At 51.4% G+C, this 14,777-nt stretch carries 11 protein-coding genes; all 11 read left to right on the top strand.

The window, feature by feature from the left end; all coding sequences use genetic code 11:
* Positions 1-170 precede the first annotated feature (170 nt).
* The 11 genes from G367_RS0113215 (at position 171) to tssA (ending at position 14,756) form a co-directional block, all read left to right on the top strand.
* Positions 171-890, top strand: a complete 720-nt coding sequence (locus tag G367_RS0113215) for a transposase (protein WP_020413612.1) — start codon at positions 171-173, stop codon at positions 888-890.
* 75 nt (positions 891-965) lie between these two features.
* Positions 966-2,462 (top strand): type VI secretion system contractile sheath domain-containing protein, encoded by a 1,497-nt coding sequence (locus tag G367_RS0113210; protein ID WP_157533518.1) that lies wholly within the window; start codon positions 966-968, stop codon positions 2,460-2,462.
* Positions 2,463-2,605: 143 nt separating this feature from the next.
* A complete protein-coding gene (tagH, locus tag G367_RS0113205; RefSeq protein ID WP_020413610.1) occupies positions 2,606-4,354 on the top strand; it encodes a type VI secretion system-associated FHA domain protein TagH in 1,749 nt (582 codons plus the stop codon).
* A 28-nt stretch (positions 4,355-4,382) separates the two neighbouring features.
* Complete coding sequence (tssJ, locus tag G367_RS0113200) at positions 4,383-5,000, top strand: type VI secretion system lipoprotein TssJ (RefSeq protein ID WP_245556697.1); 618 nt, start codon at positions 4,383-4,385, stop codon at positions 4,998-5,000.
* A 74-nt stretch (positions 5,001-5,074) separates the two neighbouring features.
* The gene (gene tssK, locus G367_RS0113195; RefSeq protein ID WP_020413608.1) at positions 5,075-6,412 is read left to right on the top strand and encodes a type VI secretion system baseplate subunit TssK; all 1,338 of its coding nucleotides are present in this window, start codon (positions 5,075-5,077) and stop codon (positions 6,410-6,412) included.
* A gap of 1 nt (position 6,413) precedes the next feature.
* Positions 6,414-7,283 carry a type IVB secretion system protein IcmH/DotU gene (icmH, locus tag G367_RS0113190; protein WP_020413607.1) on the top strand — a complete coding sequence of 290 codons (870 nt, stop codon included), beginning with the start codon at positions 6,414-6,416 and terminating at the stop codon, positions 7,281-7,283.
* A gap of 54 nt (positions 7,284-7,337) precedes the next feature.
* Positions 7,338-10,877, top strand: a complete 3,540-nt coding sequence (gene tssM / locus G367_RS0113185) for a type VI secretion system membrane subunit TssM (protein ID WP_020413606.1) — start codon at positions 7,338-7,340, stop codon at positions 10,875-10,877.
* A 16-nt stretch (positions 10,878-10,893) separates the two neighbouring features.
* The gene (tagF, locus tag G367_RS23870) at positions 10,894-11,571 is read left to right on the top strand and encodes a type VI secretion system-associated protein TagF (protein ID WP_020413605.1); all 678 of its coding nucleotides are present in this window, start codon (positions 10,894-10,896) and stop codon (positions 11,569-11,571) included.
* Positions 11,572-11,600: 29 nt separating this feature from the next.
* Complete coding sequence (locus tag G367_RS0113175) at positions 11,601-12,314, top strand: SapC family protein (RefSeq protein WP_026305104.1); 714 nt, start codon at positions 11,601-11,603, stop codon at positions 12,312-12,314.
* A gap of 167 nt (positions 12,315-12,481) precedes the next feature.
* Complete coding sequence (locus G367_RS0113170) at positions 12,482-13,264, top strand: hypothetical protein (protein ID WP_020413603.1); 783 nt, start codon at positions 12,482-12,484, stop codon at positions 13,262-13,264.
* A 187-nt stretch (positions 13,265-13,451) separates the two neighbouring features.
* On the top strand, positions 13,452-14,756 hold the full coding sequence (gene tssA, locus G367_RS0113165; protein WP_020413602.1) for a type VI secretion system protein TssA: 1,305 nt from the start codon (positions 13,452-13,454) through the stop codon (positions 14,754-14,756).
* Positions 14,757-14,777 lie beyond the last annotated feature (21 nt).

The raw sequence follows: 14,777 nt of genomic DNA, 5'->3' as shown, positions 1-14,777 counted from the left end.
TTAAATAGCAATAAAATGCGGCGTAACATTATTACAACCGAATAACCAGTTCTTATGTTAACTTGGCCGCAGACTAAGTTTGAAATTTTTTTCCTTGGTTTGCGATAATAAAACCTTTAATCATCACTAGAAAAGGCACTGCGCCTGTTTAATAAGGATTCGCTGGCAAAATGCCCCGTTTGCCTAGGCTCAATCTGATAAATATTCCCCAGCACATAGTGCAGGTTGGTCACAATAACCTGCCTTGTTTCTTTGATGAGGAAGATTATCAATATTATTTGATTAGTTTGCGTAATGCCGCTGACCAGTACAGCGTAGATGTTCACGCATACGTTTTGTTACCCAATATGATCCAGATTATTGCGTCGCCACGGATTCCCGATGGAATATCCTCAATGATGCAGTCCCTGGGGCGTCGCTATGTCCAGTTTGTAAATCACCGTTACAAACGCTCCGGTACCCTCTGGAGAGGGCGCTATAAATCAAGCCTGATTGACTCCGATGCCTACCTGCTGACCTGTTACAGGTATGTCGAGTTGCGCCCTCTCTATCTGGGATTGGCGGACTCCCTTGGGAACTACCAATGGTCGAGTTTTAATCATCATGTGAACGATAAACATGACCATTTGATTAAGGATCACCATTTATACACCGCCCTGGGAGAAAGTGCTCAGGAGCGTGCTCAGGCATACAGAAAACTTTTCCGTTACAGCTTTGATAGACGTCTGCTCGATTACATTGCAGAAACCATTAAATTAGGGCATGTATTGGGTGGCGATGCGTTTAAAGAGAAAATTGAACAAATTGCGAATCAGCGAGTACGGCCATTAAAGCGAGGTCGTCCCAGAAAGACAAAAAAAATCGAAAAAGAAGCTATAGAAACCGAATAAATAAAAACGCATGATGGGTACAGGGAAGTAGCGCTAATCGCTGCGTAGTTTTTGCCGCCATTGGAATCTTAAAAAGTGAGTAGAGCCACCATAGCGACGGGATTTGAAATTCCCGGCGACAATAAAAAAGGAAGAAATATGGATTTGGGCACTGATAATCTGAAGGTCGCAATTATCGGCGATTTTAGTGGGCGAGCCAGCCGTCGCCAGTGTGAGCCGGATACTATTGCCGAGCGCCGTGTTTACTTGTTAAACCGTGACACTTTTGAAGGCGTATTCGCCGACCTGGGGGTGAGCCTACAGCTGCCGGTTATGGAGAAACCACTGTTTCTTCCCTGTTTTGATGACTTGCACCCGGACTACCTGTACAGCCGCCTGCCGCTATTCAAAAAATTTATTGAGCTGGAGCAGCGCCTGCGCGACCCAGTGCAATTCCAGCAGGCCGCAGAGGAAATTCAGCAGTGGAAGCCCGAATTACGTGAGCCTTCTACTGAGGCTACCTCCTACTCTGTTGATCAATCCTTTCTTGATGAAATTCTTGCAGCGGGTCGCGAGCGCTATGCCAGAGAGAATGGCAATAGCCTCGAAGTGGACCAGTTGATTAAGGATATCGTTGCGCCCTATGTGCAGAAGAGTGCCGACCCTCGCCAGGGTGAATACCTTGATGCACTTACTGAAGCTACTTCGGATGTGATGCGCAAGTTGATGCATCACAGTGATTTTCGCCAGCTGGAGGCAAGCTGGCTCAGCCTGCAGTTTTTACTCAGGCGTTTAGAAGAACATCCCAATTTACAGCTGTATCTTATCGACATTAGTAAAGAGGAGTTGCTTGCCGACTTTGCCAGTGCGGAGAGTGACCTGGAAAATTCACAGGTCTTCAAATTGCTGGTCGAAAGGGAGACCGTATCAGGTAGTCGCCCATACAATTTGGTTCTAGGTGATTTTTATATCACTGATGAGGAGCGGGACCTGCATCTGCTGATCGACCTTTCAACGATCGCTGAAGCGGCTGGCAGTGCTTTGTTGTTAGGTGGTGATACCAAATTGGCGGGCTGTCCCAATCTGGCAGGGTCCGTTGACCCCGATGATTGGTATTACCCCTTGAGTGAACGTTTTGCAGAGAGCTGGCAAGCCGTGCGGGAGTACTCCGGGAGTGAGTATGTGGCGTTGGCGGCCCCCCGGTTTATGTTGCGTCTGCCTTTTGGCAGCGAAACATCTACTACTGAGCACTTTGATTTCGAGGAGTTGACTCCCGAGCAAGGGCACCAGTATTACCTGTGGGGTAACAGCGTTTATCTGCTGGCTTTGGCTATATGCCAAGGGTTCTCCGCAAGTGGCAGACTTCGTGCGCCGTCATCGGCCACTTATGAAAGCCTGCCGTTGCATTTGCGCAAACTACCCCAGGGACAGTGGATTACGCCCTGTGCCGAGGCTTTGCTTACCGATCGCGGAGCGACAAGATTTATGCAAGCGGGGCTCAGTACCATGCGCTCTGTACAGGGACGGGACCAGATTATTCTGCCCCGATTAAGTTCCCTTGCCGGTGGGGCTCTGAAAGGCCCCTGGGACTAAAAGAAATGAACTGGATTGTCTTTGGCAGCCCGGATTAATTGACATGACTGGCAGATTTTTCCCGATCATTTTGCGTGACTTGGCGGCTTCCGGAAGCCGCCTGTGTTATTGCAAAGTCTATTAACAGCGTGAGTCAGGAAGACATGGATCTAATTCTCTCGGTATTGGCGGATCCCGCAGGGGCCAATATGCTCAAGCATACAAAACTGTTCACGAAAGAGGGGGGCAGTTTAGGTCGCTCTGCAGATAACTACTGGGTGTTACCTGATCCCGATCGCGTCGTCTCTTCCAAGCACGCACAGATCTCTTTCAGTGAGAATCAGTTTTTCCTGATAGATACCAGTACTAATGGCACCTATCACAATGATGGTGACAGCCCCTTAGGCAAGGGCAATAAAATAGCGCTTAAAGAGGGGGATATTGTTAATGTGGGAGAGTATCGACTCAAAGTGACGCTGCGAAAACCGCAGGCGCAAAGTGACTTGCCCAAGGGGCTGGACAGCGCAGATTTTCTCGATACTTCGGATCGCACAACTTTTAATGCCAGTGCCATGGCAAAGATGCAGAGCCAGGCAGAGGCTAAGCAGTTGGATAACTGGCTGGAACCTGGTGCTGGTAGCAATAGTGATATCTCTCAGACCGGTGAGTGGGGTTATGTTACTTCAGGCAGCCAGAGTGCGCCTTCAGGAGATAGCCTTCTCGGTGCGGATTCTGGGCCCCTGGATCCACTTTCTGCTTTTGACAAGCCACAGGCTTTTGCTGGCACAGAGGCTCCCGGCCTGGGATCACTGCCCGGATCCACCGGCCAGAATGATTCGAGCCAGTGGTCGGACGATGAATGGTGGAAAGATGGTAGTGATCAGGACCATGTACCAGCGGATCGTCATGCAGTACATATCGCTCCAGAGCCACAGCCTGTGGAGCCAATGCCTCCCGTACAGCCGCAGGTAACACCACCACAACAGTTCCAGGCTCCCCCTGTGCAGCCTCAGTTGGCGCAACCGCAAGCGCCAATGGCTCAACCGCAGACACCTGTCACGCCTCCTCAACCCCAGGTGCCTCCGGCCCAGGTCCAACCGCAGGTAGCTCCGCAAACTCCACAAGATAACCCGTTCGCCGATTCCTTTGCGGCGATACAGGGGCAGCAGGTTGAAGGTGCTCCAGGTTTTGATACGTCTCAGGGGCTGGCCAGCGGCCCGGCCAATTTTGCCGCGCAGGGGCAGAGTTTTTCCCAGCTACAGCAGCCGCAAGCTCAACCACAGGTGCCCGAACCGCAGCCCGAACCACAACCACAAGCGGTGGCACCACCATCCGTCCCTAGTGCTGGTGTGTTGGCCTCGACCCTGGGCCTGAATATAAACCCAGCCCAACATCAGTTGGCTGATCAGCAGGCGGCGGAGATTGTACGCGAGACCGTTGCGCGCCTGATTGACCTGCTGCGTGCGCGTACCAGCATTAAAAATGAGTTGCGTGTACAGCGCACCATGATACAGACCGAGGCCAATAACCCGCTTAAATTCAGTGCTACAGAGCGCGATGCCCTCGAAGCGATGTTTGCCGGCAATGGGGCCTTTATGCAACCTAAAGAGGCTGTGCGCGATAGCTTCGATGATTTGTCGGATCATCAGGTGGCAGTGCTCGCCGGAATGCGTGCAGGTTACAGTGCGATGCTGAAATATTTCAGCCCTGACAATATCGAGCGTCGCCTGGGAAACACCTCGGGGATGTTTGGCAATAAAAATGCAAAAAAGTGGGAAGGTTTCAGTGCGATGTATCGCGACCTGGTTGGCGATCCCGATGCCTGTTATCGCAAGTTATTTGGCGATGAATTTGCAGTGACTTATGAAAATCAACTGTCTGAGCTGAAAAATGCCAGACAATTGAAAAATTAATTAATTGATCGAAAAGAGGGAGTTGGTCGTGTCGATAAGAAAATTATTGCATTTTACTTTGCTGGGAATATTAGTGATTACCCTGACGGCTTGCCAGACCACTAGGCGTACCCTGAATCTGGAGACCAGTGTGGAGTTGTCGGTAAATATCCGCGAGGACGTCAATCCCGATGATGATGGGCGGGCTTCGCCAGTTGTGGTGCGGGTATTTATGCTGGCGGATGACCGTCAGTTTGCCCGCGAGGATTTTCTGAACCTATATGAAAATGCACAGTCGCGGCTGGGCAAGGATTTGTTGGATACCGTAATCCTGAAAGAGTTTGCACCCGGAGAGCAGCGTATAGAAGAATTGCAGCTGACTCCAGATGTAAAATATATCGGCCTTCTGGCTGAATTTGTGCAGTATCAAAAGGCCGATGCTCTGCTGGTCTTGCCGATTACGGATCACAAGAAAAATGAGTACCGCGTAGCCCTGGCCGATACCCGGATCGGTACGCCAGATGATATTAATAAGCGCCGCCGCGGAATTGTTTCTCCTTTGTCTCGTCAGGATTCCGGAAAGCGCCAGAGCGATACTGTGACTATTTCCAGCGAAGATTATGAGGCGATGCAAAAACGCCTGCAGGAAATGGAAAAATCTAAATAGATTGGTAAACCTTTCTGATCAGCCCCTTTTATTGAGCCCCTCCTGAAGCGAGATGGGCCCTGCAAGGAAGACTTATGTCGGCAAACAACAAGGTGATCTGGAGCGAGGGTATGTTTTTACGCCCTCAGCATTTTCAACAGCAGGATCGCTATCTTGAACAGTTGGTTGAGGCGCGCACGGCCTCGCTGGGGCCCTATACCTGGGGTGTGATTGAGCTGGGCATCGACAGTGAGCCGCTGTCTATGGGTAAAATTTCCGTGTCCCGCATACGCGCTATCTTTCCTGATGGTACCCCGATATTGGCACCGGAAAACGAGCACCTGCCTGACGTTTTGGATGTACCGATCAATACGCGCGATGAAGTGGTTTACCTCTGTGTGCCGATGAAACGGCCGGGTAGCCAGGAATCCATACGGGATCAGGAAGATTTTCCCCAGGCGCGCTATCAAACGGCCAATTTCGACGCGCGTAACAGCGCCGCTGCTTCTGGTGAGTCTGCCCGCATCCAGGTGGGTAAGTTGCGTGTGTGTCTCAAGCTGGAAAGTGATGACCTGAGCGGCTATGCCGCGATCGGTATTGCGCGTATACGTGAGCGCCAGCCAGAGAAGCCGGTGGAATTGGATGCGGACTATATTCCACCGCTTTTAAATACAGAAACCTCGGCGGTAATTAAAGCCTATATCGAGGAGGTTAAGGGGCTACTCGATCATCGTGGTTCGGCTCTCGGGCACCGCCTCAGTGATAGTGGCAGAAGCGGCTCTGCGGAGATCGCCGATTACCTTTTACTGCAAGTGATTAACCGTTTCGAGCCACTACTGAAACAGATTACTGCCCAGCCGCGCTTGCATCCGCACTGTCTGTTTGTGGAACTTCTCCAGCTGGCTGGTGAGCTATCGACTTTCACTTCATCGACCAAACGCCCGCCGGATATTCCCAGTTATGCGCATGAAAACCTGCAACTTAGCTTTGCCGGGCTGTTTTCGGCTCTTCGCCAGTCGCTCTCTACCGTGCTGGAGCAGACAGCCATTCCCATGGAGCTGGTACAGAGAAAATTTGGTATTTATGTCGCGCCAGTTACCGATCCCTCACTACTAAAGGGCGCCAGCTTTGTGATGGCCGCGAAAGCGGATATGCCTGGTGACCTGCTGCGCAGCCGTTTCCCCACCCAGTCCAAAGTGGCACCGGTAGAAGCTATTCGCGAATTGATTTCTGCGCAGTTACCCGGCTTGAAATTGCGCCCACTGCCTGTGGCGCCACGGCAAATTCCCTATCATGCCGGGTTTACTTATTTTGAGTTAGAGCGCAGCGGTGAGCTGTGGCAGGCGATGTTACGGTCTGGCGGTTTTGCCGTGCATCTCGGAGCGGAGTTCCCCGGGCTGACCATGGAGCTCTGGGCGATAAGGAATAACTGATATGAGCAATGAAAGCTTTACTCCACCGCCGACACCCAATGCGGGTGACAGAACCGTAATGATTCCAACTCCGGGTGCGGCAGCCCCGGCGCAGCCGGCAGTGCCGTCCCAGCAGCCATTTTTTGCCAGCCCTGGTGGCAGTGTGGATATGCAGATCCGCAACAGCTTAAACCCGCTGGTTTCTGCCGCCTCCAAATTGCTCGGTGTGATCATCAAGCTGCGCACAACCATGAATCATTCCAATGTGCCGGATTTACACAAGCGCTTGACCAAGGAAATCCAGGCGTTTGAACGAGAGGCCAAACAGTTGGCTCTGGCTCCGGAGTCGGTTCTCACTGCGCGCTACCTGCTGTGTACCGTAGTAGATGAAGTGGTGCTTACTACTCCCTGGGGAACCGCCAGTGGCTGGAGCCAGCACTCGTTGTTAAGTCTGTTCCATAAAGAGACTTTTGGTGGAGAAAAATGCTTTGCTATTTTGCAGCGCATGCTCGAAACGCCGGCCTCCCATCTGGAACTGCTGGAGCTTTTCTACTTGTGCCTAAGCCTCGGCTTCCAGGGCAAGTACCGATTGGTGCAGCGCGGCCACGAACAGATCGAACAGATACGCGATGAACTGTACCGAACGATTGAGCAACACAAGCCGGCTATGGACCGGGACCTGTCCCCGCGCTGGCAGGGCTGTGTCGAGCGCAAATCAGGCCTGATTCACTACGTGCCCTTATGGGTCGTTATGAGTGTTGCCTTGGGCCTGTTGGTCGCCACTTATAGCGGCTATCGCTGGTGGCTATACGAAACGACGACGCCAGTGGCTGATCGCGTTGTAGATCTCACAGGCAGTGACAGCGAAGCCCCGCAAGGGGAAGAAGGGTAACACTCGGACTGAACCGATCCGGCGCGGCAAAGCCCCGGGGAGATGGAGCTATTCATGAAACGCTTGCGCGACTTTTTTACCAATAAATGGGTGCTAGGACTGATCGGACTGTCAGCACTCTCTGTGCTTATTTGGTTTGGGGCGGATTACATCAAATTTGGCAGTGAAAACGCCACTCTTTCGCCAACTATTCGTATCACAATAATCGTATTTATTTTCGCCCTCTGGCTGGTGTGGAACTTGAGCCAGTGGTTGGTGGAGCGCCGTCAGAATCAGGCATTAATTAAGGGCATTGAAGAGTCTCAGGAGGCAGCACAGGATCCGGATGAGGAGCACTCCCGCGAGGAACTGGATGCACTGTCTGGGCGTTTCCGTGAAGCTATGGAAGTGTTGCGCAACGCCCGCTTCAAGTCAGACAAAGGTAAAATATCTCTATATCAGTTGCCCTGGTACATCATTATTGGTCCGCCTGGATGTGGTAAAACCACGGCTCTGGTGAATTCCGGCTTGGAGTTCCCCCTTGCGCAAAGTCACGGGAAAGAGGCTTTGGGTGGGGTTGGCGGTACGCGCAACTGCGATTGGTGGTTTACCAATGATGCGGTGCTGATAGATACCGCGGGCCGCTATACCACTCAAGATAGTCATAGGGTATATGACAACAGTGCATGGAAGGCTTTCCTGGGGTTATTGAAGCGCTATCGCCGCCGCCGCCCGATCAACGGCGCCATGGTTGCTATCAGTTTGCAGGATTTGATGGTGCAAACTGAGGAGCAGCGCCAGCATCAGGCAAAAACAATTCGCCAACGCGTAAATGAACTGCAGCAGGAATTGGGCATTCGCTTTCCTATCTATCTCACCTTCACCAAGTGTGACCTGGTGGCGGGCTTTAGTGAGTTCTTTGATAACCTGTCCCAAGCTGAGCGTGAGCAGGTTTGGGGCGTGAGTTTCCCACGCGAAACCAATGCTACGATCGGTGCGCCTTTGGATAACTTCAAGGCGGAATTCAACCAATTGATAGAGCGCCTGAATCAGCGCGTTTTGTGGCGGGTGCACCAGGAGCGCAATGTAGAGAAGCGCGCTTTATTGCAGGGTTTCCCTGCTCGAATGGAAAATCTCGCAGATATTCTGGCCGACTTTATCAAGCAATCCTTCGAGCCAAACCGCTACGAAACTGTGCCAATGGTAAGGGGCATTTACTTTACCAGTGGTACCCAAGAGGGTAGCCCGGTAGACAGAATGATGGCTTCGGTCACCGCAGACTTTGGTCTTGAGCGCAGTGTTGCGCACAAATTCCAAGGGGCGGGGAAGAGCTTTTTCCTACACCGCTTACTCAAGGATGTTATTTTTCCAGAGGCGGAGCTGGTTGGCGTTAACCGCAGGGTAGAAACAGCCAATCAGTGGCTGCGCAGAGGGGTGTATGTCACGCTGGCGGCGGTATTCGTGGGCTCGATTTTCCTTTGGAGTGGCAGTCTTGCGTCAAATAAGCTGTCTATGGGGGAGGTTAATGACAGCCTGGCTGCCTATCAACAGGCTGAGGATGAGCTCAAGGGTAAACGGCCCACGCCAGCAAATACCTTGAAAATGCTTGAACCCCTGCGCCGGGCAACCTCAGTGTACGATCGCGAGGAGCACCCCTGGATATCTAACCTGGGTTTGTATGACAAACGCATCGACCAGGCGGTAGACCAGCTCTACCGTCATAAATTGGAAACTGTTTTCCTGCCGGCATTGTTGCGCGATATTGAGAGTAACCTCAGCCGCTTGGGCAGTGATGACCCGGCTCTGGTCAGTACGCTGAAAACTTACTTGATGTTCTTTAACCCGGACAAGCTCGATATTGCCAGTGTTGAGGGTTACTACAATTCACGCTGGGAGCGACAGTTGCCGGGGGAGGCCGGTGAGCAGGAGAATTTGCGCTATCACCTCGACCAGTTGTTAGCCCAAGCGATCCCCGCAAGTGTCCAGCAGAATGATCGCGTAGTGGCGCGTGCGCGCCAGCAGCTGCGACGTATCCCGGTACCGCAGCGTCTTTTCGCCCAGCTACAAAATAGCGATCTGGGTCAGACCTCGGTAGATCTTTATCAGGAGATTGGAGGTGATACCCAGCAGGTTTTTGGTGTAGCAGCTAACGATCCACGATTCAGTATCCCCTTCTTGTATACCAAAGCCGGATACAAGGAAATGGACTTCGGGGCCGATTCCCAGCTGATGACAAACATGGCCGAGGAGCGCTGGATTTATGGTGGCGATCTCACTGGTGAGGACTTTACCGAGGCAGATCGCGCGAAACTTGGCGAGGATGTGAAGCGTATTTATCTGAGTGAATATCTGCAACAGTGGCAGTCTTTCCTCGGCGGTTTCAGTATCCGGAGATTTAACAGTACCTCCCAGGCTCTGGAGGTTCTCTCGACATTATCTGATCCCATCTATTCACCACTACTGGCCGTGACAGAAATCACCGCGGATAACACTCGTCTGACCCCTCGCCCTGAACTGCCCGTAGATGCTAAAGGCGTGCCGCTGCCGGTATCCAGCACTACTCGCAGGCTCGGGGGCGCTGCGCTGGATAGTGCTGCAGGTGCCCTTAAAGATCACTACAAGCCCAATATTGTCGATGTGCGTTTTGAAGAGGTGCAGCGCATTACCCAAAGTGAAAAGGGCAGGCCGGCGAGGATTCAGGAGTACCTTGTCACCATCAACAAGATTCAGGAGTACCTGACTGAGATTGATAGTGCACCCGATTCCAATGAGGCCGCTTTTGCTAGCGCCAAGAGTCGTTTTGCAGGGGGCGGTGACGCTATCAAGCAGCTGAGGGTTAAAGCGGCCAATGCGCCAGCTCCCTTTGATAGGTGGCTAACAGATATTGCTGACGGCACCTGGGCACTGGTGATGAGCAAGGCAAAAGGCCATCTCAACCGGGTGTGGCGGGAGCAGGTCTATTTCAGTTATGCCAATACCTTGGCCAACCGCTACCCACTGCGCAGTGACCGCGACCAGGAAGTACCGGTGATGGAATTTAATCAATACTTCAAACCGGGTGGCATTCAGCAGAAGTTTGTCGACGAATACCTGAAGCCATTTGTCGATACTAGAAACTGGAAAGTGAAATATGTGGAGGGACAAGGCATGAGTCTTTCCCAGGAGACTCTGTCACAGTTGCGACGTGCGGAAAAAATCCGCAAGACCTTCTTCGCTGCAGGAGCAAACGCATCCTATTCGTTTCGCATTGAGCCGACCAAGTTGGATTCCAGTGTGAGACTGTTTGAGTTGGAGCTGGGAGACCAACGGGTTCCTTATTCCCATGGGCCCAAGACCAGTAAGAAACTCACTTGGCGCGGTGGTGAGAGCAACAGGGCGCGGATTATTTTTGAAGACCTGAATGAAACTGTGCACCGCAAACATTTTGAAGGGGACTGGGCATGGTACCGTCTTCTCGCCAGTTCTGATGTGGAATCTGGCCGCAGTAATGCTGAGCGATTAGTGACCTTCTCAGAAGAAGGGCGTAAGGCACAGTTCAGGCTGATCGCCTCCAATGTAAACAATCCGTTTGATCGCAGCCTGCTGCGTGGGTACAGGTGTCCAGAGACCCTGTGAGCAGAGAGAGAGTAATTTGCAAAACTCTATAGGTATTTTTGGCAAGCTGCCGGGACATGGGGATTTTATCCAACGCCAGTTACCCGCCAGCTTTGTCAGTGTGTGGGATGAATGGCTACAGCGCGTTGTACATGGCTCCCGAGAGATTATGGGCAATGAGTGGCTGGATTATTATTTAACCAGCCCGGTCTGGCGCTTTGTGCATGCTAAGGGAGTGATTGATGAAAGCGCCTGGGCGGGGATCCTGGTTCCCAGTGTGGATAGCGTTGGCCGTTATTTTCCGCTAACGATCACGGCACCGTTGCCCGCAGCTACCGATGCATTTACCTTCATGGCGCATGAAAAAGACTGGTTTCAGGGACTCTCTGAACTGGCGATCGGCGCTCTGCAAAATATGCTGCATGTCGATCAGCTATCTGTGGCTTTTGCACCAGTTCCTACGGGGTTATATACGGCGATTTTGCCCGGACCTCAATCAGACTTTTATGTATCCAGTGGTGATGCATCGGGTATTGAGAGCAGTTATGCGGGGCTGCTAGGACAGTTGTGTAAAAAGAGCTTTGCCAGCTACAGCTTGTGGTGGTGTGAAGGGTCACAACATCTGGCTCCGACCAGTCTGTTATGTCCGTCACTGCCGAGTCCTGAGTTCTACTGTTCCATGCTGGGTGCAAGGCAGCCGCAAGTGGCGATGTAAGAAGTGGAGGGAAATATCGCGTGGCACAAATGATTATATTGGACAAGAACAAACACCACAGGCACAGCGTTCTGGTGGGGGATATTTCTCATAGTGATAAGCGACATGTCTGTCCGGTTTACCCTGGTGAATTCCATACGGTAGCGCAGGACTGTCCAGTTGTGTTTGCCAAGTCCGATGACGGCCAGGCGCTGGAAAGCTGTGCCATGTTGGGAATCAAGCCTGGCAAGAATCTGTTTTGGCAGGAGGGGAAGTGGCAGGGCACTTATATACCGGCAGTATTGAGAGCCCATCCCTTCTACTTACATTATCAGGATGTGGACTCCAAAAGTGCGGTGATTTGTATTGATTCATCGGCATTGTCGGCGGAAGCTGGTGAGACAGCCCACAAACTTTTTGAGGAAAACGGCGAGCCAACTCAGCATTTAGCTGGGGCCAGGAATCTGTTGTACAAAATTCATCAGCAGAAGTTGCAGGGTAAAGAGTTTATCCGCTGTCTCACTGAGTTGGATCTGTTGCAGGAGCAGGTTGTATTAGTCGACCTGCCGGGTAATACAAAACACCACCTCACCGGGGTGTTTTGTGTATCAGAGAAGCGCCTGAATGAGCTGGATGAGCGGGATTTTTTAACTTTGCGAAAGCGTGGTTATTTAGCATATATCTATGCTCATATTTTCAGTTTGAAGCAATCAGTGAATTTGAGTGGCTTGTTTAAAAAATATCACGCTCGTTCACTACATTGATTTATCGGGTCATAAGTATGGAACTCAATTAATAATAGAGTGATTGAGTTGAGAAAATAATTGATCGATGGTCTCCCCTATGGGGGGTATCGCTTGTTGGCAGGACATGCGGAGTGTGTCCAGAGGTTGCCTACCTATCAATCGCTGCAGGAAGCTAGGGTTAGGGTATGTCTTACGTGGTGGTATTTACAGGGGAAATAAGGAAGCTTTATGAAAGGCGCCGGGCAATTGCGGCACTGGGTAGTGATTTTGGATTTAGTTTCAGTCAAATAAAAGCCCTGATGGCCAGCTCCAGGTCACGATTAAAGAAAACTGATGATAGGGCGGAAGCCTGTCGATTTATGCACAAATTGTGGAACTCCGGTTGGCACTCTCAATTGTACTTGGACGTTGAGCTTTTGCACTGCACTAAAGCATCCAGTGAAAGTGGTGGATCGGAGTTGCCAGTAGTACTGGGTAAACTGCACAGTACAGATCCCGGAATTTCTGTGAGTGCGCCGCGCAGCTGGAGTTCATGCGATAACCTGAATCCTGGTGCGGTGATTCAGGCTGGAAATGTAGAGGCCAATCGCTATCTGATTGTTTTGGCGCAGAACCGTTCAGAGCTTCCTGCTGAACTCACGCTTGCCGATTACGGTGAAGCGCAGATGAAGCAGTGCCTGGAGAAGGTTGCTGGCGGAGAGCGGTTGAGTGGCCCCGATCCGGTGGAACACTCATGGCAAACAGGACTTTTGTACGAGATGAGTGCGAATATTGGCCAGGATTCCGTGCAGTATCTGGTCGCTTTTTTTCAGAATTCGCAGAGTTTTTATACCTTGTTTTTGTGGACCGATTTGCAAAGCTTTACACAGAGCAAAGTAGAATTTATTCAGGTAGTGGCTACTTTCCAGTCATTACATCCTGATTCAGGTACCGCAGAAAATAAGGGCTCAGCTGTAATCACCGTGTAATGACCCCTGAAAAAATCCTAAATACTAAAAATTTAACAAAAATAATTTGCACAGCTTTGTGCTTCATGCACTTTTTTTAGGGTAATGTTGGCTCATCGTGTCATTTGCCTTGATTAGATCTTTACAACGTGTACTCTTCTCGAGATTCTTATTGAAGGAATTGTTTCGGTAGAAGGGACTTATTTTCATGGCATTCCCAAATACAATAAATATCGAAGAACTCATTGCTCCAATCACCTCGGACAGCCCCGTCGGAGAGGATATCCGAGAGGATCGCTCTCCAACCTCGGATTACTACTCCATCAAGGATGCGCGCAATAGCGCCCGGGCTGCTGAGCGCTCGGCTATGTTCGATGAAACAGATGCTGATCTTCTGGCGCCCTGGCGTGATGTAGCTAAATCTGCCGAAAAGATTCTTACCAAGAAAGGTAAGGATCTGGAGGTGGCCAGTTGGTATACCGAGGCACTTATCCGGCTGCATGGCTTTACTGGGCTGCGCGACGGTTTCCAATTGATAGACCAGCTTATAGAAGAATTTTGGGATGGCTTATTCCCGTTGCCGGATGAGGATGGCATTGAGACAAAAGTTGCCCCCCTGACAGGCCTCAACGGTGATGGCGGCGATGGCACTCTAATGATGCCGATCCGCAGTGCGCCGGTCACTCCCGAAGGAGACTACGGAGATTTTTCCTTCTTCCAGCACCAGCAGGCGCGAGATGCTGATCGCATTGCTGATGACGATGCTAAAGCCGCACGAATTGAAACTTTGGGTTATAGTTTTGAGGACGTCAATCAGTGTGTGAACAGTGCGAGTAATGAGTGGGCTCAGAACCTGATTGAGACAATAGAGTCCAGCATTGCTCACTACAAAAATATTAATGATGTGCTGCGTAAGAGTTGCGGCCATGATGCCCCTCCTTCGACCAATATTTCCTCTCTTTTGGATGAAGTGCTGCGCACAGCCAGATTTATTTATAAAACCCAGTTGGAATCGATAGCGGCTCAGGCTGAAGCAACAACGACCCAAGGTGATGAGTCAGCGTCAGCTGAGGCTGTCTCAGATGATGCTGTCCCAAATGTTGCGGCCACATTGATGGCCAATGCTATCGCGGCACCTACAGGGCCTGTGTCCTCGCGTGAGGATGCACTTCGCCTGTTAGAGCAGGCCGCCAAGTATTTCAGGACTTACGAGCCCCATACTCCGCTGGCACCAGGTCTGGAACGACTGATTGGCTGGGGGCGTATGACGGTTTCAGAATTGATGACAGAGTTGCTGCCGGATGAGCAGTCCCGAGCGCTCTATTCCCAGCTCACAGGAGTGCGCCTGGATGGCACCGATACTCAGCGCTACGTGGCGCCACCAGTATCGAGCAGCACCCCTTCGTCTGCACCGGCTGCATCTGAGCCTGCGCCTGCCACTTCTGAGCCAGCGCCTGCTTCCGATGATGCTTGGGGCGGTCAACCACAAGAAGAAGCCAGCACAGGTTGGTAGTTAATTGAGAACAGCAGTCCC

This window comes from Microbulbifer variabilis ATCC 700307, from assembly GCF_000380565.1.
GTDB lineage: Bacteria > Pseudomonadota > Gammaproteobacteria > Pseudomonadales > Cellvibrionaceae > Microbulbifer > Microbulbifer variabilis.
This window is presented reverse-complemented; position numbering and strand designations above follow the sequence as displayed.

Excerpts from the sequence above, each read along its gene's own strand:
- G367_RS0113175 (WP_026305104.1), top strand. The coding sequence starts at position 11,601 with ATGATTATATTGGACAAGAACAAACACCACAGGCACAGCGTTCTGGTG.
- tssA (WP_020413602.1), top strand. The coding sequence starts at position 13,452 with ATGGCATTCCCAAATACAATAAATATCGAAGAACTCATTGCTCCAATC.
- G367_RS0113215 (WP_020413612.1), top strand. The coding sequence starts at position 171 with ATGCCCCGTTTGCCTAGGCTCAATCTGATAAATATTCCCCAGCACATA.
- G367_RS0113170 (WP_020413603.1), top strand. The coding sequence starts at position 12,482 with ATGTCTTACGTGGTGGTATTTACAGGGGAAATAAGGAAGCTTTATGAA.
- icmH (WP_020413607.1), top strand. The coding sequence starts at position 6,414 with ATGAGCAATGAAAGCTTTACTCCACCGCCGACACCCAATGCGGGTGAC.
- tssM (WP_020413606.1), top strand. The coding sequence starts at position 7,338 with ATGAAACGCTTGCGCGACTTTTTTACCAATAAATGGGTGCTAGGACTG.
- tssK (WP_020413608.1), top strand. The coding sequence starts at position 5,075 with ATGTCGGCAAACAACAAGGTGATCTGGAGCGAGGGTATGTTTTTACGC.
- tagH (WP_020413610.1), top strand. The coding sequence starts at position 2,606 with ATGGATCTAATTCTCTCGGTATTGGCGGATCCCGCAGGGGCCAATATG.